Here is a 21,005-nt window from a genome sequence, read left to right on the forward strand (position 1 = left end):
CTGCGCGCGCCAGGCATTTATCGGAGTTATCCCTGCTTCGCCTGCTGCAGTATTAACCGTCGCAAATCTCGCCACTCTGCGTCATCCATACTGTCTGCCGCCAGCCACAAATGCTGACGCTTTCCGGCATCGGAACGTAAACGCAGCATCATGCCCGTTTTGACCATCCAGGGTGCGCTAACGATAGACCACTCCTGCCCTTGCCAACGCAGACGACCGTTCATCAACAGTCGAATCTCGCCCTGACAGGCGTTAATTCGACGCTGGCTACGTACGCTATCGAATACCACCAGAGAGAGCAGCACCAGCCATAATGGGGTGTAGCTCAATGGCCAGGGCATCAATAAAATAAATACCGCGACCAGCCCATGAATGAGCAGCGATAGCCACTGCGCGCGCCATGAAACGCGTAAATCAGATTGCCACTGGACCACGTTCCCGATTCCGTGTCTGGATAAGTCGCACCATCTGCTCCAGCTCAGCATCAGCTGGTTTCCCATGATTCATCAACCAGTTAAATAAGTCTGGATCATCACATTCTAGCAGACGGATAAAGATGCGTTTTTCTTCGTCACTTAAGCCGTCATATTCATGTTCGAAAAACGGCATGATAGAGATGTCCAGCTCGCGCATACCGCGGCGGCATGCCCAATGAATACGTGCTTTGTTGTTAATATCCATGTTCTTCTCCCTGTCTCGCGAAAACGAAGTATCCGGCTATTGTAACGTGTTTTTCCCGCGTATTTACGGGAATATCAGTAAACGGAAGCTTGTTCGCTAAATAAACCCGCATTAAGTCAAAGGATTCAGCATTTTTGGATGTCTCCTCGCAAAGCTTAATATATGGCACAAATAGCCTGTTTAAACCGCTTGCAATGGGCCATAGCTCTTTTACCATTAGTCATTATCACTGCGTTAAGCAAATCAGGACATTATTATGGCTTTTACATCTTTTCCTCCTCGCCAGCCTTTCGCGTCAACGCGTTTGCCTCTGACGCTAATGACGCTTGATGACTGGGCGCTCGCCACCATCACCGGTGTCGACAGTGAGAAGTATATTCAGGGTCAGGTCACGGCCGATGTCAGCCAGATGACAGAGCATCAGCACCTGTTGGCTGCACATTGTGACGCCAAGGGTAAAATGTGGAGCAACCTGCGTCTGTTCCGCCAGGGTGACGGTTTTGCATGGCTTGAGCGCCGTAGCCTGCGTGATGCGCAGCTTACCGAGCTGAAAAAATACGCCGTCTTCTCGAAGGTAGCAATTGCCCCGGACGACGAGCGAGTACTGCTGGGCGTAGCGGGGTTCCAGGCGCGTGCGGCGCTGGCCAATCTCTTTAGCGAATTACCAAACAACGATAAGCAGGTTATTACTGACGGTTCTTCCACCCTGTTGTGGTTCGAACATCCTGCTGAGCGTTTCCTGCTGATCGTTGATGTTGCAACGGCGGAAACCCTGGTAGAGAAGCTGCGCGGTGAAGCGGAGTTAAATAATAGCCAACAGTGGCTGGCGCTGGATATCGAAGCGGGTATTCCAGTTATTGATACTGCCAACAGCGCTCAGTTTATTCCCCAAGCCACCAATCTGCAGGCATTGGGCGGGATCAGCTTTAAAAAAGGCTGCTATACCGGTCAGGAAATGGTTGCTCGCGCGAAATTCCGCGGTGCCAATAAACGTGCCATGTGGACTCTGGCTGGTGTGGCCAGCCGGGTACCAGAAGCGGGTGAAGACCTGGAGCTGAAAATGGGCGAGAACTGGCGTCGTACCGGCACCGTGCTTGCTGCGGTACAGCTGGCTGATGGACAGGTACTGGTGCAGGTTGTGATGAATAACGACATGGAAGCCGATAGCGTGTTCCGCGTTCGTGACGACGCAAAAACGCTGCATATTGTGCCGCTGCCGTATTCGTTAGACGAAGAGTAATGAGTAGGCCTGATAAGCGCAGCGCCATCAGGCAATTCGGCGCAGGCCGCCGGATGGCGGCGTTGTCTTATCCGGCCTACAAAACGTAGCCGGGCCAGGCGGTTACGCCGCTCCCGGGGTTGCACTGACTCTATGCGTGTTGCCCCACGTACAGGTAGATCGCCAGAAAGTGGCACACGCTGCCGCCCAGCACAAACCCGTGCCAGATCGCATGGTTGTAAGGAATACGCTTACAGACGTAGAAAATTACACCCAGCGAATACACCACTCCGCCAACGGCCAGCAACGTCACGCCTCCCGCAGCCAGCTTAACCGCCAGTTGATACACCACAATCAGCGATAACCACCCCATCGTCAGATAGGTCACCAGCGACAGAACCTTAAAGCGGTGAGCAATAGTCAGTTTGAATAAAATACCGATCAGCGCCAGGCTCCAGATAACAATCATCAGTCCACGTGCCAACGGTGAATCCAGCCCTACCAGCAGAAATGGCGTGTAGGTCCCGGCAATCAGCAGATAAATCGCACAATGGTCGAATTTTTTCAGCCAGACTTTCGCTCTCTGATGGGGGATCGCGTGGTACAAGGTTGAGGCGAGGAACAGCAGGATCATGCTGCCGCCGTACAGGCTATAGCTGGTTATCGCCATAGCGCTGGCGTTGGTATCCACTGCCTGGACCAGCAATAACACCAGTCCGACGATCCCAAACACCAGCCCGATACCGTGGCTGATGCTGTTGGCTATTTCCTCTGCCAGCGAATATCCCTGCGCGATTAATGGCTTCTGAACCATAACTTACTCCCGAGAAACGTACACTATCGTGATTGCTCCTCTAGCGTAACTGAGAATGGTTCCAGTGAACACCTGTTAGCTAAAATAATTATAGAATAAAAATTAATTCATATAAATCATGATATTAAACTTTAAATCTCAGCTAACAGGCGTACATTTAAAATTAAAGACATTTAAAATCAATCACATAAAATTGCGTTTGATCCGGGTAAATCTCAGCAATGACATGTTTAAGTTCTTCAAGCGTCATATTTTCCTGCTGGGCATGTTTTTCCGTCAGCGTATCCAGCGTGACGGTTGATGTGCCAACAACTTCAATCGTGCAGAAGTATCCCTCATCTTCGAAGCGTCCAACCCGTAAAATGTCACCGGTTTTGAAGTGTGATTCGGACTCGTCACGAATGGTAATGGTTTTGCGTCCGGCCAGAATATCATCCTGGAAACGCTGAAAAAAAGTGATGTCATTTGGCTGCATGTTATTATTCCCTGTAGATGAAGTCTGATGAGTGAGTTTTGCCATTGTGAGTATGTTCTCCCACGCTGCCATCGCCAGTCTCAACAATCTTGAGATGCTGGTCTACAACTATGTCATCAAAAACCGTGACAAAGTCATGTACATGACCATTCGCGAACTGGCTGATGCCGTGGGCGTTTCCACCACCACCGTACTGCGTTTTTGCCGCAAGCTTAAGTGTGAAGGCTACTCAGAATTTCGCGTACGCTTCAAATTATATTTAGAGCAGAATGAACCGCAACAGGCTAATTTCGGTGCCAGTGAAATTATTAGCTTCTTTAAAGGCGTCAATAACGACGAATTCGATAAACTGCTCGATCAGGCTGTTGATATTATATTATCCTCCGAACGTATTATATTCGTCGGAGCAGGAACATCCGGAGCCTTAGCTAAATACGGCGCACGTTTTTTCTCAAACGTCGGAAAATTCAGTAATCACATTGATGATCCTTATTTCCCGGTAACAAATGACATGGCCAGAAACGCGCTAGCGATCGTGCTTTCCGTTTCTGGTGAAACTGAAGAGATCCTGCGCTTTGCCAGCCAGTTCAGCCTACACAACTGTAAGGTCCTGTCGGTCACCAGCCATGAACATTCACGCCTGGCCAAACTTGCCGACTTTAATCTCTCCTGGCACGTTCCACAAACGCGCATTGCCGGGGTATACGATATAACCACGCAAATACCCGTTATTTATATTCTGGAATCACTTGGCCGCAAACTGGCGAAAAGAATAGCGTAAAAAAACAAATTGTTTTTTTGATGTAACAAATCACATCACCGCTATTTTGTTATATCGTGACATTTATCTTTCCTTTGTTAGACTCAAAATCAGATTGTATTAATTTGAGACTGAGCGCAGATGAAAAAACTTACCTTACCAAAAGATTTTTTATGGGGCGGCGCGGTGGCGGCGCACCAGGTTGAAGGCGGCTGGAACAAAGGTGGCAAAGGCCCCAGCATTTGCGACGTATTGACCGGCGGGGCGCACGGCGTTCCGCGAGAAATCACTCATGAAGTCGTGCCCGGTAAGTACTACCCCAATCACGAGGCCGTCGATTTTTACGGCCATTACAAAGAAGACATTAAGCTGTTTGCCGAGATGGGCTTTAAATGCTTCCGTACGTCAATCGCCTGGACCCGCATATTCCCTAAAGGGGACGAAATCCAGCCAAACGAAGAAGGGCTAAAGTTCTACGACGACATGTTTGATGAACTGCTGAAGTACAACATCGAACCGGTCATCACTCTTTCCCACTTTGAAATGCCGCTGCACCTGGTCCAGCAGTACGGTAGCTGGACCAATCGTAAAGTGGTCGATTTCTTTGTCCGTTTTGCTGAAGTCGTTTTTGAGCGCTACAAGCACAAGGTCAAATACTGGATGACCTTCAACGAGATCAATAACCAGCGTAACTGGCGCGCGCCGCTGTTTGGCTACTGCTGCTCCGGCGTGGTGTATACCGAGCATGAAAACCCGGAAGAAACCATGTACCAGGTGCTACACCACCAGTTTATTGCCAGCGCGCTGGCGGTGAAGGCCGCACGTCGCGTCAACCCGGAAATGAAAGTCGGCTGCATGCTGGCGATGGTGCCACTATACCCGTTCTCCTGTAAGCCTGAAGACGTAATGTTCGCGCAGGAATCGATGCGTGAGCGCTACGTTTTCACCGACGTTCAGCTGCGCGGCTACTATCCATCCTATGTGCTGAACGAATGGGAGCGCCGCGAATTCAACATCCGAATGGAAGCCGACGATGAGCAAATCCTGCGTGAAGGCACCTGTGACTATCTCGGATTTAGCTACTACATGACCAACGCGGTAAAAGCGGAAGGCGGCAGCGGCGATGCCATTTCCGGGTTTGAAGGCAGCGTGCCAAACCCGCACGTTAAAGCATCCGACTGGGGCTGGCAGATTGATCCGGTCGGCCTGCGTTACGCCTTATGCGAGCTGTACGAGCGCTATCAGAAGCCGCTGTTTATCGTTGAAAACGGATTTGGCGCTTACGACAAAGTGGAAGAAGACGGCAGCATCCACGATGACTACCGCATCGACTATCTGCGCGCCCACGTTGAAGAGATGATGAAAGCAGTGACCTATGATGGTGTAGACCTGATGGGCTACACGCCGTGGGGTTGCATCGACTGCGTCTCGTTCACCACCGGTCAGTACAGCAAACGTTACGGTTTTATCTACGTGAACAAACATGACGACGGCACCGGCGATATGTCGCGTTCACGCAAGAACAGTTTTAACTGGTATAAAGAGGTAATTGCCAGCAACGGCGAGAATCTGTGATTTTTGCCGATAGCGGCGTAAACGCCTTATCCGCCCTACAGGTTATGTTCCCGTAGGCCGGATAAGCGTAGCGCCATCCGGCGATTAAATCCTACTTCCCACCAGCGAGTTCCAGAAAACTCCCCGTCACGTAAGACGCCTTCTCGCTCAGCAGCCAGATAATCGCCTGTGCAACCTCCTCCGGTTGTCCGCCGCGCTGCATAGGCAACATAGATTTCACGCGATCAACCCTTCCCGGCTCGCCGCCTGACGCATGCATTTCAGTGTAGATAAGACCCGGTCGCACGCAGTTCACGCGGATCCCTTGCGCCGCAACCTCAAGCGCCAGACCGGTTGTGAGCGTATCCACCGCGCCTTTTGAGGCTGCGTAATCAACATATTCGAATGGCGCACCGAGCCGCGATGCCGCCGAAGAGACATTTACAATCGCCCCACCTTGCCCCCCGTGCTTAAACGACATGCGCTTTACCGCTTCCCGGCAGCACAGAAAATAGCCGGTAACGTTGGTTGCCAGTACGCGGTTAATTCGTTCGGCGGTCAGACTTTCCACCGTGCTCTGTTCAAACAAGATCCCGGCGTTATTTACCAGTGCCATCAGCGGTTCCCCTGCACGGTCGATCGATTCAAACATCGCCACCACCTGGCTTTCATCACTGATATCCGCACGCAGAGCAAACGCTTTACCACCTGATGCGGCGATAATATTCACCACCTCGGTTGCCGCATGAATATTGTGATGAAAATTCACGGCGACCGTGTAACCCTCTTGCGCCAGTTGCAGCGCAGTTGCTCGCCCAATGCCGCGACTGCCACCCGTAACAAGTGCGATTCCCATGGATACCTCCAGATATGAAAAAGCCGGGAGGCGCTTCGCCTTACCCGGCCTGGAAACAGCTTTACTACGCGGAAAAGTTACTGATACTCGCTCATCGGCACACAGGAGCAGAACAGGTTACGGTCACCGTAAACGTCATCAAGGCGTTTCACAGTCGGCCAGTATTTGTTCGCAACACCCGCCGGGAAGACGGCGATTTCGCGGCTGTAACCATGATTCCACTCCGCGACCAGCTCGTTTTGCGTGTGCGGGGAGTTAACCAGCGGGTTATCTGTAAGCGACCATTCACCGGCTTTCACGCGATCGATCTCAGCGCGGATTGCCAGCATCGCATTGATAAAGCGATCCAGTTCCACTTTGCTTTCCGATTCAGTCGGTTCAACCATCAGCGTACCCGCAACCGGGAACGACATGGTCGGCGCATGGAAACCGTAATCGATCAAACGCTTGGCAATATCCAGTTCGCTGATGCCGGTCTCTTCTTTCAGTGGGCGAATGTCGAGAATACATTCATGCGCCACGCGACCATCACGACCGGTATACAGCACCGGATAGGCATCCTTCAGACGGCTGGCAATGTAGTTAGCGTTAAGGATCGCCACCTGGCTTGCCTGTTTCAGACCTTCTGCGCCCATCATACGGATGTACATCCAACTGATTGGCAGAATGGATGCACTACCGAACGGTGCCGCAGACACCGCGCCCTGACGGGTCAGCATCCCTTCAATCTGAACTACGCTGTGGCCCGGTACGAACGGTGCCAGATGGGATTTAACGCCAATCGGTCCCATACCTGGGCCGCCGCCGCCGTGCGGAATGCAGAAGGTTTTATGCAGGTTGAGGTGCGAAACGTCCGCGCCGATAAAGCCCGGCGTGGTGATTCCAACCTGGGCGTTCATGTTCGCGCCATCGAGGTACACCTGGCCGCCGAACTGATGCACAACGTCGCACACTTCGCGGATCGTTTCTTCATATACGCCGTGGGTGGACGGATAGGTCACCATGATGCAAGAAAGGTTCGCAGCATGTTGTTCTGCTTTTGCTCGCAGATCGTCCAGGTCGATGTTGCCGTTCTTATCGCAGGCGACAACCACGACCTGCATACCCGCCATCTGTGCAGACGCTGGGTTGGTACCGTGGGCAGAGGCTGGGATCAGGCAGATATCGCGATGACCTTCGTTACGGCTTTCGTGATAATGACGAATCGCCAGCAGACCCGCATATTCGCCCTGCGCACCGGAGTTCGGCTGCATGCAGACGGCGTCATAACCGGTCAGTTTCACCAACCACTCGGAAAGCTGGCCGATCATCTGGTGATAACCTTCAGCCTGCTCTGGCGGGCAGAACGGATGCAGCTCAGCGAATTCAGGCCAGGTGATAGGGATCATCTCGGCAGCGGCGTTGAGCTTCATGGTGCAGGAACCCAGCGGGATCATTGCCTGGTTCAGCGCCAGATCTTTGCGCTCCAGCGAGTGCATATAACGCATCATCTCGGTTTCGCTGTGATAGCGATTAAACACCGGATGACTGAGGATCGCATCGTCACGCAGCATGCTTTCCTGAATAGAACGGCTGTCGAGCGCGACGTCTTTATCCAGCGTATCGATGTTCAGGCCGTGGCTGTCGCCCAGCAGAACATTGAACAACTGCACCACGTTTTCACGGGTAGTGGTTTCGTCGAGGGTAATGCCTACCGCGTTATGGATATCGCTGCGCAGGTTGATTTCTGCCGCTTCAGCACGCGCCAGTACCGCTGCTTTATCGGCTACTTCAACACACAGGGTGTCGAAGTAGTGCGCATGACGCAGCTTCACCCCTTTCTGTTGCAGACCGGCGGCCAGAATATCGGTCAGACGGTGGATGCGATTAGCAATACGTTTCAGGCCAACCGGGCCATGATACACGGCATACAGACTGGCGATGTTGGCCAGCAGGACCTGTGAGGTACAAATGTTGGAGTTCGCTTTCTCGCGGCGGATATGCTGCTCGCGAGTCTGCATCGCCATGCGCAGTGCGGTATTACCCGCCGCATCTTTGGATACGCCGATAATACGTCCTGGCATGGAACGTTTGAATTCGTCTTTAGCAGCAAAGAATGCCGCATGCGGGCCACCGTAGCCCATCGGTACGCCGAAGCGTTGCGCAGAGCCGAAAACAATATCCGCGCCCTGTTTGCCCGGTGCAGTCAGCAGTACCAGCGCCATAAAGTCGGCAGCGACGCTGACCACAACTTTACGGGATTTCAGCTCAGCAATCAGTGCGCTGTAGTCGTGCACTTCACCGGTGGTGCCAACCTGTTGCAGCAGCACGCCAAACACATCCTGGTGATCCAACGCTTTCGCCGCGTCATCAACTATGACGTCAAAGCCAAAGGTTTCTGCACGGGTGCGAACCACGTCCAGCGTTTGCGGATGAACATCAGCCGCCACAAAGAAACGGTTGGCATTTTTCAGTTTACTGACGCGTTTGGCCATCGCCATGGCTTCAGCCGCCGCGGTGGCTTCATCCAGCAGAGAGGCGGAGGCCATATCCAGCCCCGTCAGATCCAGCGTCACCTGCTGGAAGTTCAGCAATGCCTCCAGACGCCCCTGGGAGACTTCCGGCTGATACGGCGTGTATGCGGTGTACCAACCTGGGTTTTCCAGCATGTTACGCAGAATAACCGGTGGTAACTGCACGGCGGTGTAGCCCATGCCAATGTAGGACGTGAAGCGCTTGTTACGCCCGGCGATGGCTTTTAATTCAGCCAGCGCAGCGTATTCGGTCGCCGCCTCGCCAACCTGTGGCGGGGTTGCAAGCTGAATGTCTTTCGGCACAATCTGGCCGATCAGCGCGTTTAACGACTCGGCGCCAACCGCATTCAGCATCTCTTGCTGCTGCGCGGCGTCCGGTCCGATATGGCGTTCAATGAAAGCGCCGCTGTTTTCAAGCTGGCTTAACGTCTGTGTCATGGGCGATGGTTCCTGAAACGTGCAGTGAATCGTGATTGTCTCTAACTCAATTGCCCGGTGGCGCTGACGCTTACCGGGCCTACATAAAACCGTAGGCCGGATAAACGCAGTGCCATCCGGCACAATCTTATTCGTCTTCCAGTAATGCCTCGTACGCAGTGGCATCCAGCAGCGATTCAATTTCGCTTTCATCGCTGGCTTTGATTTTGAAGATCCAGCCACCCGCATACGGCTCGCTGTTGACCAGTTCCGGGGAGTCGCTGAGCGCATCGTTAACCGCAACAATTTCACCGCCTACTGGCGCATAGATATCAGATGCCGCTTTTACGGACTCCGCAACGGCGCAGTCATCGCCCGCGCTGACGGTGGTGCCGACTTCGGGCAGGTCAACGAAAACCATGTCACCTAACAGCTCCTGAGCGTGTTCGGTGATACCAACGGTGTAAGAGCCGTCAGCTTCTTTGCGCAGCCATTCGTGTTCTTTGCTGTATTTCAGTTCTGCAGGTACGTTGCTCATCAATCAATCTCCAAAAAAGGATGAATTACGCGACGGCTTTGCCGTTACGCACAAAAACAGGTTTAGTCACTTTTACCGGCATTTCACGGTTACGGATCTGTACGATCGCGGTCTCACCGATACCCGCAGGGACACGCGCCAACGCAATGCTGTAACCCAGGGTTGGGGAGAACGTCCCGCTGGTGATAATGCCTTCATGCTGGTTGCCAGAAGCATCAGTGAAACGCACCGGCAATTCATTACGCAGCACGCCTTTCTCGGTCATCACCAGCCCGACCAGCTGTTCATGGCCTTTTTCACGCTGCATTTCCAGCGCTTCACGACCGATAAAGTCGCGGTCGGCCGGTTCCCATGCGATGGTCCAGCCCATATTGGCCGCCAGCGGAGAAATGCCTTCGTCCATCTCCTGACCGTACAGGTTCATGCCAGCTTCCAGACGCAGCGTGTCACGCGCGCCGAGACCGCAAGGTTTGACACCAGCTTGTACCAGCGCACGCCAGAAATCTGCCGCCTTTTCATTCGGCATGGCAATTTCATAGCCTGCTTCGCCGGTATATCCGGTAGTTGCGATAAACAAATCGCCCGCCTGAACGCCGAAAAACGGTTTCATGCCTTCAACCGCATGACGCTGCTCGTCAGTAAACAACGTAGCAGCTTTTTCCTGCGCGTTTGGACCCTGCACCGCAATCAGCGACAGGTCGTCACGAACGGTGATGTCGATGGCGTAAGGTTCAGCGTGTTGGGTAATCCAGGTGAGGTCTTTTTCACGGGTGGCGGAGTTTACAACGAGGCGGAAGAAATCTTCAGTGAAGTAGTAGACAATCAGGTCATCTATCACGCCGCCCGAAGCGTTAAGCATCCCGGAGTAGAGGGCTTTACCCGTCTTCGTTAACTTCGCGACGTCGTTTGCCAGCAGATAACGCAAGAACTCCCGGGTGCGGCTACCGCGCAGGTCGACGATGGTCATATGCGACACATCAAACATTCCGGCATCGGTGCGAACAGCATGGTGTTCATCAAGCTGAGAACCGTAATGCAGTGGCATCATCCAGCCATGGAAATCGACCATGCGCGCGCCACATAGCGTGTGTTGTTCGTACAAAGGAGTCTGTTGAGCCATCTTTTCCTCGTTGAATAAGCGGGGCTTCCAACTCTTTCGCGGTGAAATTTTCGCCACGAAACCCAGCACCGCAGCCGCTCCAGGGGCTACGACGCAAACGTTCTCTTTGTCCTGAACTTACCACCGAAACAGACGCTAAACCATAAGTCAAAATTAACCATCACATTAGCTTATGGCCAAAAACGGCCAGATCGCCAGCAGAATAAAATTCCAGAGATATGGCGATTAACCAGAATAACAATCAAATATAAACGCGAATTCACAGCACCAATCCACATTAAATGTGGAAAAAATGTCAAAAATGGCGTTATGAAAAAAACGTAATATTAAAAAAACTAATGCGAAAAAAGGTGTGGAATTAGATTATTTCAAATGAGAGAAGCATCCCGGCGCGCAGGCCGGGAGAGGAAAGTGTGACGGGTCTCAAACTCTTAAGATTGTCCTTACGGACGCTAGCGTAACCACTCAGGAAGATCGTTCAGCCCCATCGCCTGACGGATGAGCTGTGGTTTTACGCCCGGCAGAGTATCGGCCAGTTTCAGACCGATATCACGCAGCAGTTTTTTCGCCGGATTCTCGCCGGCAAACAGTTCACGAAAGCCCTGCATTCCAGCCAGCATCATTGCTGCGCTGTGCTTACGGCTGCGCTCGTAGCGGCGTAAATAGAGATACTGGCCAATGTCCTTGCCCTGACGTTGTAGTCGTTTAAGTTCATCGATCAGCTCCGCCGCGTCCATAAAGCCAAGGTTCACCCCCTGACCCGCCAGCGGATGGATGGTATGCGCCGCATCCCCCACCAGCGCCAGACGATGGGCCGCGAACTGACGGGCATAACGTCCCGTCAGCGGAAACGCCTGACGTTCGCTTTCAAGGCTGCACAGCCCCAGACGATTATCAAAGGCAATATTCAGCGCCTGATTAAACTCGTCAACGCTTGCCTGCTGCATACGTTCTGCTTCCTGCGGTGAGAGCGACCAGACGATAGAACACAGGTGTGGATCGCTGAGCGGCAGGAATGCCAGAATTCCCTCGCCGTGAAACGCCTGACGCGCAACCGCACCGTGCGCTTCCTGCGTGCGGATAGTCGCCACCAGCGCATGATGACGATAATCCCAGAAGGTGAGCGGAATGTCCGCTTTATTGCGCAGCCATGAGTTAGCGCCATCGGCACCGACGACCAGACGCGCCGTCAGCATTGCGCCATCTTTAAGGGTCAGAAACGCCTCGTTCTCACCCCAGGCCACCTGCTGCAGTTCAGCGGGCGCCATCAGCGTAATATCCGCTGAACGCTGTGCCTTTTGCCACAGCGCATAATGAATCTCTGCATTTTCAACAATGTGACCCAAATGGCTATAGCCCATGCTCTGGTCATCAAACGCAATACGCCCAAAGCTGTCTTTGTCCCAGACTTCCATGCCGTGGTAGCAGCAAGCGCGACGAGCAACAATGTCGGACCAGACGCCAAGACGGGTAAGCAGTTTTTCGCTGGCGGCATTAATGGCCGATACGCGAAGCTGAGGAGGTGCATCCGCCGCCAACGGCTGCGGAACATGTTGTTCTAATACAGCAACGCGCAACCCGCTGCCCTGCAAGCCGCAGGCAACCGCCAGTCCGACCATGCCGCCACCAACAATTGCTACATCAACACTTTGCACTGTTTACTCCTGAAAATAGGACAATCAAAAACCATAGGCCGGATAAGGCAAAGCCGCCATCCGGCATCAATTCCGCGACATTGCCTGATGGCGCTACGCTTATCAGGCCTACTTCTTTAATTCGGCCTACAGGTCATATTTATCGTGCAACCCAACCCAGGGTTCGCTCCGCCAGCGCATCGCGCGCAGGAGTGAATAACTCCATCGCCATCAGCCCGATATTGCGCCCAACAACCAGCGGGGCCCATCGGTTGGCAAACAAATACACCAAATTGTTGGTCACACCAATCGTCGTTTCGCGATCGCGCTCGCGGCGCTGCTGATAGCGTGCCAGCACCGCATAATCACCGATATCTTCCGCGCAGTTTTGCGCTTGCGTCAACGTCTCAGCCAGGCTCATCACGTCGCGCAGGCCAAGGTTAAAGCCTTGTCCGGCAATGGGATGCAGCGTCTGGGCTGCGTTCCCTACCAGCACGGTACGATGGGTAATCGCTTTTTGCGCCGAGGTTAACGAAAGCGGATAGGCGTTGCGTTTACCTGCCTGAGTAATACGCCCCAGTCGCCAGCCAAACGCAGTTTGCAGTTCACGGCAAAACTGTTCGTCGGACCAGGCCATAATCTCATCACGCCGCTCCAGCGGATGGCACCATACCAGCGAGCAGCGACCATCAGACATCGGCAGCATTGCCAGCGGACCATATTGCGTGAAGCGTTCAAACGCCCGCCCGTCATGCGCAACAGAGGTTGTGACATTGGCAATCACCGCCAGTTGTTCATAGGGCTGTTGCTGCCAGTCAACGCCACAGGCGGTAGCCAGCGCGGATCGTGTGCCGTCAGCAGCAACCAACAGGCGACCATTAATCATCTCGCCGTTTTCCAGCGTCACTTCAACGCGCTCCTGCGTGCGTGACACGCTGGCTACGCGGTCAGGGCAGTGCAGCGTGACGCCCGGCGCTTTGCGCAGCAGCGCAAACAAACGCAGCCCGACATCGTGCAGTTCTACCACCTGGCCCAGCGCCGGAATACGGTATTCCTGCGCATCCAGCGTCACAAATCCAGCATGACCGCGATCGCTGACGTGAACGGTTTTAATCGCCGTTGCGCAATCGGCAATCGACTGCCATACGCCAATTCGCGCCAGCTGTTGGCAGGTTCCTGCCGCCAGCGCGATCGCCCGGGCGTCAAATCCGGGATGGCGGTCAGTTTCAGGTTCGCTCGCTTCTATCAGATGAACCGGCAGAGTCCCATGGCTGAGCTGAGAAATGGCCAGCGCCAGCGTCGCGCCAACCATACCACCACCGACGATAATCACGCTCATTGCAGTCGCGCCGCAGCCATTAAGGCTTCAATGTCATCCGCTTTCTTCACCACGCTGGCGGTCAGATTTTCATTGCCGTCTTCGGTGATGAGGATGTCATCTTCAATACGAATGCCGATACCACGATAAGCAGGTGGTACATCGGCGTCCGGCGCGATATACAGCCCCGGCTCGACGGTGAGTACCATTCCCGGCTCAAGAATACGTGAGCGATCCTGACCGTAAACGCCGACGTCGTGCACATCCAAGCCCAGCCAGTGGCTAAGACCATGCATAAAGAATGGGCGATGCGCATTTTCGGTGATCAGCTGGTCGACCTCGCCGTGCAGAATACCAAGCTTCACCAGGCCCGTAATCATGATGCGTACCACTTCGCCGGTGACTTCCTGGATGGACGTTCCGGGACGATACAAACGCAGGCTGGTCTCTAAGGATTCCAGCACGATATCGTAAATTTCACGCTGTGCTGGGGTAAATTTACCGTTTACCGGGAAGGTACGCGTAATGTCGCCCGCATAGCCTTTGTATTCACAACCCGCGTCAATCAGCACCAGATCGCCATAGCGCATTTCACTTTCATTTTCGGTGTAATGCAGGATACAGCCGTTTTCACCGCTGCCGACAATCGTGTTATAGGACGGATAACGCGCGCCGTGGCGGGTAAATTCGTGGTGAATCTCCCCTTCCAACTGATATTCAAACATTCCCGGACGGCATTTTTCCATCGCGCGGGTATGCGCCAGCGCGGTGATCTCTCCGGCACGGCGCATGAGCGCAATTTCTTCCGCTGATTTGAACAGGCGCATTTCATGCACCATTGGGCGCCAGTCGATAATCGCGGCGGGCGCGTGCAGATTTTGTCTGGAGCCTTTACGCAGTTTATCCAGCGCCGTGCACACTATCTCATCCGCCCAGGCATACTCGCCCTGTGCGTGGTACACCGCGTCCAGGCCATTGAGCAACAGGTGCAGCTGTTGATTGATTTCACTGAAGGCCAGCGCGCGGTCGACGCCGAGTTTTGCCGGCGCAGCATCCTGGCCCAGACGGCGGCCAAACCAGATCTCCGCCGTCAGATCGCGAACCCGATTGAACAAAACGCTGTGGTTATGAGTGTCATCACTTTTAATCAGCACCAGCACGGCTTCAGGTTCGTTAAAACCGGTGAAGTACCAGAAATCACTACTTTGGCGGTACGGATATTCGCTGTCCGCGCTGCGCGTCGCTTCAGGTGCGGCAAAAATCAGCGCGGCACTGCCGGGCTGCATTTGTGCCAATAATGCCTGGCGACGACGCTGGAATTCTTGCTGAGATATCTCGCTCATCACACTCTCCTTTGCGTTTCGTTCTTAGTGCAGAGTCGGTTTACGGACTTCCGGCGCGGTCGGCTGCTGACGCGTAAACGTGTCATGGCACAGCAAAGCGGCTACGCGCACGTATTCGATGATCTCTTCGAGCGACATTTCCAGCTCTTCCTGATCTTCGTCTTCGTCATATCCCAACTGGGCGATATTGCGCAGATCATCAATCGCTTCCCCAGTTTCACCGGTCACTTTGTCTAGCTTCGGCTGCGTCACGCCAAGTCCCAGCAAAAAGTGGTTTACCCAACCCGCCAGCGCATCGGCGCGATCGAACACGCTGACGTCATCGCCTTCAGGCAGATAAAGCTGAAAAAGGAAGCCGTCGTCCTCAAGGGCATCGCTGGTAGCAGAGTGCATTTTCAGCAGAGCCTGAGCCAGCTCGTGACCGAAGGCCAGACCTTCGTTCGTCAGGTCGTGCAGCAGCGGCTGCCATGAGCTGTCGTTGTTGCCGCCGCAAATCATCCCGCTGATTAAGCCGTGCATTTCGGCCGGGGTTAATCCAGCCCCTTGTTGGTTCAAAAACTGGCTAACGTCGTTGTAGCCAGGCATTTCGTTCTGTATAGACATAAGCATTCGTCATCAAAGGGAGGAATATTCATGGTATGCTACCACTTTGGACCCTGGTGGACCAGAAAAGGGCTTGTATCTTGATACCAGGGTAGCTATAGTGTCGCCCCTTCGCGGACCCAAGGTCTGGAGACGAAGGCAGCGCAGTCAATCAGCAGGAAGGTGGCATGTCTGCACAACCCGTCGATATCCAAATATTTGGCCGTTCACTGCGAGTGAATTGCCCGCCTGAACAAAGGGATGCGTTGAATCAGGCTGCGGACGATCTCAATCAACGATTGCAAGATCTGAAAGTTCGCACTAGAGTCACAAATACTGAGCAGTTGGTTTTCATCGCCGCGTTGAACATCAGCTATGAATTAACTCAGGAAAAAGCGAAGACGCGTGAGTACGCGGCGAGCATGGAACAACGTATTCGGATGCTACAACAGACCATCGAACAGGCGTTGCTTGATCAGGGTCGCATAACCGAAAAAACGGGCCAAAACTTTGAATAACACTTTTCGGTTTACTGTGGTAGAGTGACCGTGAAGACAAAATTTCTCTGAGATGTTTGCAAGCGGGCCAGTCCCCTGAGCCGATATTTCATACCACAAGAATGTGGCGCTCCACGGTTGGTGAGCATGCTCGGCCCGTCCGAGAAGCCTTAAAACTGTGACGACGCATTCACCTTGAACCAAGGGTTCAAGGGTTACAGCCTGCGGCGGCATCTCGGAGATTCCCTTCTACCTGGCAACAGCCATGACACTACTTTCTGAACTTCCTTTATCCCGGCAAGAAATACGTCAACTGATTCGGCAGCGTCGCCGTGCGCTTACCTCCGAACAGCAACGACAATACGGTCAGCAAGCCGCAACCCGAATGCTCAGCTACCCCCCTGTTGTACTCGCTCATACCGTGGCGCTTTTCCTCTCGTTCGATGGCGAACTCGATACCCAGCCGCTAATAGATCAGCTGTGGCGAGCGGGCAAGCGGGTCTATCTTCCGGTACTTCATCCCTTTAGCACTGGCAACCTACTGTTCCTGCACTATCATCCGCACAGCGACCTGGTAACCAATCGCTTAAAGATCAGGGAGCCACGGCTTGATGTACGCGACGTATTGCCGTTGTCACAGCTGGATGTACTGATTACGCCGTTAGTGGCGTTCGACGAGGATGGGCAGCGTCTGGGGATGGGCGGCGGATTTTATGACCGCACATTACAAAACTGGCAACAGCATAAGATCCAACCCGTAGGCTACGCACATGATTGCCAGTTAGTGGAAAAGCTGCCTGTCGAAGAGTGGGATATCCCACTGCCTGCGGTGGTAACGCCGTCCAAAATTTGGGAGTGGTAGCCGTTTTTTGCCGATTGACAGCGCCGTTTTTTTGACCTAAATTCCTCGGTGAAGGGTGAGGGAGGCGAACCTCCCTCCTGCGTACTCTCTGTTAATATGCTGGGCAAGCGATGATTAACAGGATCAGCAGCATGATGACGTATCTCATCATCGTCCCTTTCCTTTTTAGAGCCCCTGCTTCGGTAGGGGCTTTCCCGTTTCAGCGCTATGCTGAGCCCCTATCGTAAATTTCTTTTAGTGCTGTACAACATGCAGCACTGCCTTTAGTTGCCAATTGCGGCAAGGCTCGAAAACAGAATGTATGCGTTACAGAAAGAAATTTTGAGGCAGGGAAATCAGAGGAAAGATGGGCAGATCATCGCCTGCCCATATAGAGGAAATCAGTACAGCAGACGAGCGCGAATGGTTCCCGGAAGGGCTTTCATCGCCTGTAGCGCTTTCTCTGCCACATCTTCATCCGCTTCAATATCGATAACCACATAACCTACCTGCGCGGAAGTCTGCAGATACTGCGCGGCAATGTTGACGCCCTGCTCGGCAAAAATCTGGTTCAGCGCCGTCAGTACGCCCGGACGGTTTTCGTGAATGTGCATCAGACGGCGACCGCCGTGCAGCGGCAGCGAAACTTCCGGGAAGTTAACCGCAGACAGCGTAGAGCCGTTGTCGGAATACTTGGTCAGTTTTCCCGCCACTTCCAGACCAATATTTTCCTGCGCTTCCAGCGTTGAACCACCAATGTGCGGCGTCAGGATCACGTTGTCGAAATCACACAGCGGCGAAGTGAAAGGATCGCTGTTGGTTGCCGGCTCGGTTGGGAAGACGTCGATTGCCGCCCCTGCCAGGTGCTTGGTCGCTAACGCGTCGCACAGCGCAGGTATATCAACAACCGTACCACGTGCGGCGTTAATCAGCAGCGCACCCGGTTTCATCAGCGAAATCTCACGCGCGCCCATCAGGTTTTTAGTAGAGGCATTTTCCGGTACGTGCAGACTCACCACATCGCTCATATTGAGCAGGTCGGAAAGATGCTGCACCTGAGTGGCGTTGCCAAGCGGAAGTTTATTTTCAATATCATAGAAATAGACATGCATCCCCAGCGATTCCGCCAGAATGCCCAACTGAGTACCAATGTGGCCGTAGCCGATAATACCCAATTTTTTGCCACGCGCTTCAAAGGAGCCGGTAGCCAGTTTGTTCCACACGCCGCGGTGTGCTTTGGCGTTCGCTTCAGGTACGCCGCGTAGCAGTAGCAGCAGTTCGCCAATCACCAGTTCAGCAACGGAACGCGTGTTAGAGAATGGCGCGTTAAACACGGGGATCCCGCGTTTTGCTGCAGCGGTCAGATCAACCTGGTTGGTGCCAATACAGAAGCAGCCAATCGCGACCAGTTTCTCTGCGGCGTCAATCACATCTTCAGTCAGATGGGTACGGGATCGCAGGCCAATGAAGTGGGCATCACGGATGGACTCTTTCAGTTGTTCAGTGTCCAGAGCGCCTTTGTGAAACTCGATATTGGTATAACCTGCTGCACGAAGGCTTTCGAGCGCTTTTTGGTGCACGCCTTCAACCAGCAGAAATTTAATCTTATCTTTCTCCAGTGATACCTTTGCCATTTCCCCGACCCTGTCTTTTTTTGTTCAAACTGATGTGTTGTGTGTGGGATTTTCATCCGCCTCTTCAACATATCAAAAAATAATATTGCGGCAATATGAACGTTTGCGTCGCCGTGCTGAAGAAATGTCATTCAACGAGAAATGTCAGAGGAAAATACTGGCGATAACTTTTTCTTTGGAGAGATCGGCAGGACAATATAATAAACGTGACACAAGTCACCAAATTTGCCCTGCCAAAATTTTTTTAACGAGAGAAGACGCTCCCGTCAGATCATTTTACGATAGTTTTCACGCCGTCTGGCGTACCGATCAGCGCGACATCCGCACCACGGTTAGCAAACAGACCGACGGTTACCACACCCGGAATCCCGTTGATGGCGTTTTCCAGCGCGATGGCGTCGAGGATCTCCAGACCGTGAACATCGAGGATCACGTTGCCGTTGTCCGTCACGACACCCTGACGGTATTCAGGACGACCGCCCAGCTTCACCAACTGGCGAGCTACGGCGCTGCGCGCCATTGGGATCACTTCAACCGGCAGCGGGAAGTTACCGAGAATATCGACTTCTTTAGACGCATCCGCGATGCAGATAAATTTCTTCGCCACGGAAGCAATGATTTTTTCACGGGTCAATGCTGCGCCACCGCCCTTGATCATCTGCATGTGGCCGTTAATTTCATCCGCGCCGTCAACGTATACGCCGAGGCTGTCAACTTCGTTAAGATCGAACACGTGGATGCCAAGGCTTTTGAGTTTTTCTGTCGAGGCGTCAGAACTGGACACCGCGCCTTCAATCTGACCTTTCATTGTGCCCAGCGCATCAATAAAGTGTGCGGCTGTTGAACCTGTACCTACGCCCACAATGGTACCGGGCTGTACATACTGAAGTGCCGCCCATCCTACTGCTTTTTTCAGTTCATCCTGCGTCATGATCGTTTCGCCTGTGGTGTGAATATGGTGGGAAAATTCACGCGCATTATAGAACATTGTGCAGAAAAATGTCCCCACACCCGCTCGCAAGCGGCGGATTTCGTCTTTACCCAATCAAAAATTGTGTCATAGTGCAGAACAAGCAAAAATTTCAGGAGTGCGCCAAAGCAATGAAACGTCCGGACTACAGAACACTACAAGCACTGGATGCGGTTATTCGTGAACGAGGATTTGAGCGCGCGGCGCAGAAGCTGTGCATCACGCAATCCGCAGTTTCACAGCGCATAAAACAGCTTGAGAATATGTTCGGACAACCGCTGCTGGTGCGTACCGTACCACCACGCCCAACCGAACAAGGGCAGAAACTGCTGGCGCTTTTGCGTCAGGTTGAACTGCTGGAAGACGAGTGGTTGGGGGATGAACAAACCGGCTCGACGCCGCTGCTGCTCTCGCTAGCGGTGAACGCCGACAGTCTGGCGACCTGGTTACTTCCTGCGCTGGCTCCGGTTCTGGCCAATTCACCGATTCGTCTGAACCTGCAGGTTGAGGATGAAACGCGCACTCAGGAGCGTCTGCGTCGTGGTGAGGTGGTCGGTGCGGTGAGTATTCAGCATCAGGCGCTGCCAAGCTGTCTGGTGGATAAACTGGGTGCGCTGGACTACCTGTTTGTTGGCTCCAAACCTTTCGCCGAGCGCTATTTCCCGAACGGCGTCACCCGCTCGGCCCTGCTGAAAGCCCCGGCAGTAGCGTTTGACCATCTTGATGATATGCACCAGGCGTTCCTGCAACAAAACTTCGATCTGCCACCGGGCAGCGTACCGTGCCATATCGTTAACTCATCTGAAGCCTTCGTCCAGTTGGCGCGTCAGGGAACCACTTGCTGCATGATCCCACACTTACAGATAGAGAAAGAGCTGGCAAGCGGCGAGCTTATCGACCTGACGCCGGGCCTGTTCCAGCGCCGGATGCTGTACTGGCACCGCTTTGCGCCGGAAAGTCGCATGATGCGCAACGTCACCGATGCGCTGCTGGCGTACGGTCACAACGTACTGCGTCAGGACTAAAGCGTTTACTCCCTCTGATTGCCGGATGGCGGCGTAATGCCTCATCCGGTCGCCCCCTTACCCTCTTTTCATGCTATTCCCGCCACGTCTTTGAAATACATCACAAAATAAAACACGCCATGCGGCAAAAAACGACGTCTTATTGGCTATTTTTTGCTGGCGACAAGCCATATGAAAAAGCTCACCGTATTCGCAAAGATTCAACTTATTGCGT

The 21,005-nt window shown here is 53.4% G+C and carries 20 protein-coding genes and 1 other RNA gene; 7 read left to right on the forward strand and 14 right to left on the reverse strand.

Annotated features, from left to right (window positions below; genetic code table 11):
* Positions 1 to 26: 26 nt before the first annotated feature.
* Entirely contained in the window at positions 27 to 434 is a 408-nt protein-coding gene (locus tag E1B03_RS21735; RefSeq protein ID WP_103769062.1) for a protein YgfX, read from the reverse strand.
* Entirely contained in the window at positions 415 to 681 is a 267-nt protein-coding gene (gene sdhE / locus E1B03_RS21740; protein ID WP_103769061.1) for an FAD assembly factor SdhE, read from the reverse strand. Before sdhE ends, E1B03_RS21735 begins: the two co-directional genes overlap by 20 nt.
* 256 nt (positions 682 to 937) lie before the next feature.
* On the opposite strand from sdhE, the gene ygfZ reads away from it, so the two are divergent.
* A complete protein-coding gene (gene ygfZ / locus E1B03_RS21750; RefSeq protein ID WP_133086910.1) occupies positions 938 to 1,921 on the forward strand; it encodes a tRNA-modifying protein YgfZ in 984 nt (327 codons plus the stop codon).
* A 130-nt stretch (positions 1,922 to 2,051) separates the two neighbouring features.
* Here the strand turns inward: ygfZ and trhA are convergent, their stop codons facing one another.
* Both trhA and yqfB read right to left on the reverse strand, forming a co-directional pair.
* Complete coding sequence (gene trhA / locus E1B03_RS21755) at positions 2,052 to 2,714, reverse strand: PAQR family membrane homeostasis protein TrhA (RefSeq protein ID WP_063940912.1); 663 nt, start codon at positions 2,712 to 2,714, stop codon at positions 2,052 to 2,054.
* 163 nt (positions 2,715 to 2,877) lie between these two features.
* Positions 2,878 to 3,189, reverse strand: coding sequence for a N(4)-acetylcytidine aminohydrolase (yqfB, locus tag E1B03_RS21760; protein ID WP_043017509.1), 312 nt, complete (start codon positions 3,187 to 3,189; stop codon positions 2,878 to 2,880).
* Between the two features lie 52 nt (positions 3,190 to 3,241).
* Here yqfB and E1B03_RS21765 point away from each other — a divergent pair, with 52 nt between their 5' ends.
* Both E1B03_RS21765 and bglA read left to right on the forward strand, forming a co-directional pair.
* Entirely contained in the window at positions 3,242 to 3,970 is a 729-nt protein-coding gene (locus E1B03_RS21765) for a MurR/RpiR family transcriptional regulator (RefSeq protein WP_003838265.1), read from the forward strand.
* Positions 3,971 to 4,090: 120 nt separating this feature from the next.
* Positions 4,091 to 5,524: a 6-phospho-beta-glucosidase BglA gene (gene bglA, locus E1B03_RS21770; protein ID WP_103769058.1), complete on the forward strand. Its 1,434-nt coding sequence runs from the start codon at positions 4,091 to 4,093 to the stop codon at positions 5,522 to 5,524.
* Positions 5,525 to 5,615: 91 nt separating this feature from the next.
* Here bglA and E1B03_RS21775 read toward each other — a convergent pair whose 3' ends face one another.
* From E1B03_RS21775 to E1B03_RS21810, 8 genes are all read right to left on the reverse strand, one after another.
* Positions 5,616 to 6,359 carry an SDR family oxidoreductase gene (locus E1B03_RS21775; RefSeq protein ID WP_133086911.1) on the reverse strand — a complete coding sequence of 248 codons (744 nt, stop codon included), beginning with the start codon at positions 6,357 to 6,359 and terminating at the stop codon, positions 5,616 to 5,618.
* A 77-nt stretch (positions 6,360 to 6,436) separates the two neighbouring features.
* Positions 6,437 to 9,310 (reverse strand): aminomethyl-transferring glycine dehydrogenase, encoded by a 2,874-nt coding sequence (gene gcvP / locus E1B03_RS21780; RefSeq protein WP_133086912.1) that lies wholly within the window; start codon positions 9,308 to 9,310, stop codon positions 6,437 to 6,439.
* A 127-nt stretch (positions 9,311 to 9,437) separates the two neighbouring features.
* A complete protein-coding gene (gene gcvH, locus E1B03_RS21785) occupies positions 9,438 to 9,827 on the reverse strand; it encodes a glycine cleavage system protein GcvH (RefSeq protein ID WP_103769055.1) in 390 nt (129 codons plus the stop codon).
* 25 nt (positions 9,828 to 9,852) lie between these two features.
* Positions 9,853 to 10,947 carry a glycine cleavage system aminomethyltransferase GcvT gene (gcvT, locus tag E1B03_RS21790; protein ID WP_103769054.1) on the reverse strand — a complete coding sequence of 365 codons (1,095 nt, stop codon included), beginning with the start codon at positions 10,945 to 10,947 and terminating at the stop codon, positions 9,853 to 9,855.
* 452 nt (positions 10,948 to 11,399) lie between these two features.
* A complete protein-coding gene (ubiI, locus tag E1B03_RS21795; protein ID WP_133086913.1) occupies positions 11,400 to 12,602 on the reverse strand; it encodes an FAD-dependent 2-octaprenylphenol hydroxylase in 1,203 nt (400 codons plus the stop codon).
* Positions 12,603 to 12,741: 139 nt separating this feature from the next.
* Positions 12,742 to 13,920 (reverse strand): 2-octaprenyl-6-methoxyphenyl hydroxylase, encoded by a 1,179-nt coding sequence (ubiH, locus tag E1B03_RS21800; protein ID WP_103769052.1) that lies wholly within the window; start codon positions 13,918 to 13,920, stop codon positions 12,742 to 12,744.
* Positions 13,917 to 15,242 (reverse strand): Xaa-Pro aminopeptidase, encoded by a 1,326-nt coding sequence (pepP, locus tag E1B03_RS21805; protein WP_133086914.1) that lies wholly within the window; start codon positions 15,240 to 15,242, stop codon positions 13,917 to 13,919. The genes ubiH and pepP overlap by 4 nt, the downstream gene beginning before the upstream one ends.
* 24 nt (positions 15,243 to 15,266) lie before the next feature.
* Positions 15,267 to 15,845 carry a YecA/YgfB family protein gene (locus tag E1B03_RS21810; RefSeq protein WP_086523442.1) on the reverse strand — a complete coding sequence of 193 codons (579 nt, stop codon included), beginning with the start codon at positions 15,843 to 15,845 and terminating at the stop codon, positions 15,267 to 15,269.
* Positions 15,846 to 16,012: 167 nt separating this feature from the next.
* On the opposite strand from E1B03_RS21810, the gene zapA reads away from it, so the two are divergent.
* The 3 genes from zapA to E1B03_RS21825 all read left to right on the forward strand — a co-directional run bounded on the left by zapA (position 16,013) and on the right by E1B03_RS21825 (position 17,183).
* On the forward strand, positions 16,013 to 16,342 hold the full coding sequence (zapA, locus tag E1B03_RS21815; protein ID WP_003026980.1) for a cell division protein ZapA: 330 nt from the start codon (positions 16,013 to 16,015) through the stop codon (positions 16,340 to 16,342).
* Positions 16,343 to 16,383: 41 nt separating this feature from the next.
* A non-coding RNA gene (ssrS, locus tag E1B03_RS21820) (6S RNA) lies at positions 16,384 to 16,567 on the forward strand.
* Between the two features lie 19 nt (positions 16,568 to 16,586).
* Positions 16,587 to 17,183, forward strand: coding sequence for a 5-formyltetrahydrofolate cyclo-ligase (locus E1B03_RS21825; RefSeq protein ID WP_133086915.1), 597 nt, complete (start codon positions 16,587 to 16,589; stop codon positions 17,181 to 17,183).
* Between the two features lie 380 nt (positions 17,184 to 17,563).
* Here the strand turns inward: E1B03_RS21825 and serA are convergent, their stop codons facing one another.
* Together serA and rpiA are read right to left on the reverse strand one after the other, a co-directional pair.
* The gene (serA, locus tag E1B03_RS21830; protein ID WP_103769049.1) at positions 17,564 to 18,796 is read right to left on the reverse strand and encodes a phosphoglycerate dehydrogenase; all 1,233 of its coding nucleotides are present in this window, start codon (positions 18,794 to 18,796) and stop codon (positions 17,564 to 17,566) included.
* 271 nt (positions 18,797 to 19,067) lie between these two features.
* Entirely contained in the window at positions 19,068 to 19,727 is a 660-nt protein-coding gene (gene rpiA, locus E1B03_RS21835) for a ribose-5-phosphate isomerase RpiA (RefSeq protein WP_181012768.1), read from the reverse strand.
* Positions 19,728 to 19,897: 170 nt separating this feature from the next.
* Between rpiA and argP the strand changes: the two genes are divergently transcribed.
* Positions 19,898 to 20,791, forward strand: coding sequence for a DNA-binding transcriptional regulator ArgP (gene argP / locus E1B03_RS21840; RefSeq protein WP_043017520.1), 894 nt, complete (start codon positions 19,898 to 19,900; stop codon positions 20,789 to 20,791).
* Positions 20,792 to 21,005 lie beyond the last annotated feature (214 nt).

It is taken from the genome of Citrobacter arsenatis (genome assembly GCF_004353845.1).
Lineage (GTDB): Bacteria > Pseudomonadota > Gammaproteobacteria > Enterobacterales > Enterobacteriaceae > Citrobacter > Citrobacter arsenatis.

What these genes read in the sequence shown, in the direction of transcription:
- sdhE (WP_103769061.1), bottom strand. Translation starts at nt 681, where the DNA reads ATGGATATTAACAACAAAGCACGTATTCATTGGGCATGCCGCCGCGGT.
- ygfZ (WP_133086910.1), top strand. Translation starts at nt 938, where the DNA reads ATGGCTTTTACATCTTTTCCTCCTCGCCAGCCTTTCGCGTCAACGCGT.
- trhA (WP_063940912.1), bottom strand. Translation starts at nt 2,714, where the DNA reads ATGGTTCAGAAGCCATTAATCGCGCAGGGATATTCGCTGGCAGAGGAA.
- yqfB (WP_043017509.1), bottom strand. Translation starts at nt 3,189, where the DNA reads ATGCAGCCAAATGACATCACTTTTTTTCAGCGTTTCCAGGATGATATT.
- E1B03_RS21765 (WP_003838265.1), top strand. Translation starts at nt 3,242, where the DNA reads ATGTTCTCCCACGCTGCCATCGCCAGTCTCAACAATCTTGAGATGCTG.
- bglA (WP_103769058.1), top strand. Translation starts at nt 4,091, where the DNA reads ATGAAAAAACTTACCTTACCAAAAGATTTTTTATGGGGCGGCGCGGTG.
- E1B03_RS21775 (WP_133086911.1), bottom strand. Translation starts at nt 6,359, where the DNA reads ATGGGAATCGCACTTGTTACGGGTGGCAGTCGCGGCATTGGGCGAGCA.
- gcvP (WP_133086912.1), bottom strand. Translation starts at nt 9,310, where the DNA reads ATGACACAGACGTTAAGCCAGCTTGAAAACAGCGGCGCTTTCATTGAA.
- gcvH (WP_103769055.1), bottom strand. Translation starts at nt 9,827, where the DNA reads ATGAGCAACGTACCTGCAGAACTGAAATACAGCAAAGAACACGAATGG.
- gcvT (WP_103769054.1), bottom strand. Translation starts at nt 10,947, where the DNA reads ATGGCTCAACAGACTCCTTTGTACGAACAACACACGCTATGTGGCGCG.
- ubiH (WP_103769052.1), bottom strand. Translation starts at nt 13,920, where the DNA reads ATGAGCGTGATTATCGTCGGTGGTGGTATGGTTGGCGCGACGCTGGCG.
- pepP (WP_133086914.1), bottom strand. Translation starts at nt 15,242, where the DNA reads ATGAGCGAGATATCTCAGCAAGAATTCCAGCGTCGTCGCCAGGCATTA.
- E1B03_RS21810 (WP_086523442.1), bottom strand. Translation starts at nt 15,845, where the DNA reads ATGTCTATACAGAACGAAATGCCTGGCTACAACGACGTTAGCCAGTTT.
- zapA (WP_003026980.1), top strand. Translation starts at nt 16,013, where the DNA reads ATGTCTGCACAACCCGTCGATATCCAAATATTTGGCCGTTCACTGCGA.
- E1B03_RS21825 (WP_133086915.1), top strand. Translation starts at nt 16,587, where the DNA reads ATGACACTACTTTCTGAACTTCCTTTATCCCGGCAAGAAATACGTCAA.
- serA (WP_103769049.1), bottom strand. Translation starts at nt 18,796, where the DNA reads ATGGCAAAGGTATCACTGGAGAAAGATAAGATTAAATTTCTGCTGGTT.
- rpiA (WP_181012768.1), bottom strand. Translation starts at nt 19,727, where the DNA reads ATGACGCAGGATGAACTGAAAAAAGCAGTAGGATGGGCGGCACTTCAG.
- argP (WP_043017520.1), top strand. Translation starts at nt 19,898, where the DNA reads ATGAAACGTCCGGACTACAGAACACTACAAGCACTGGATGCGGTTATT.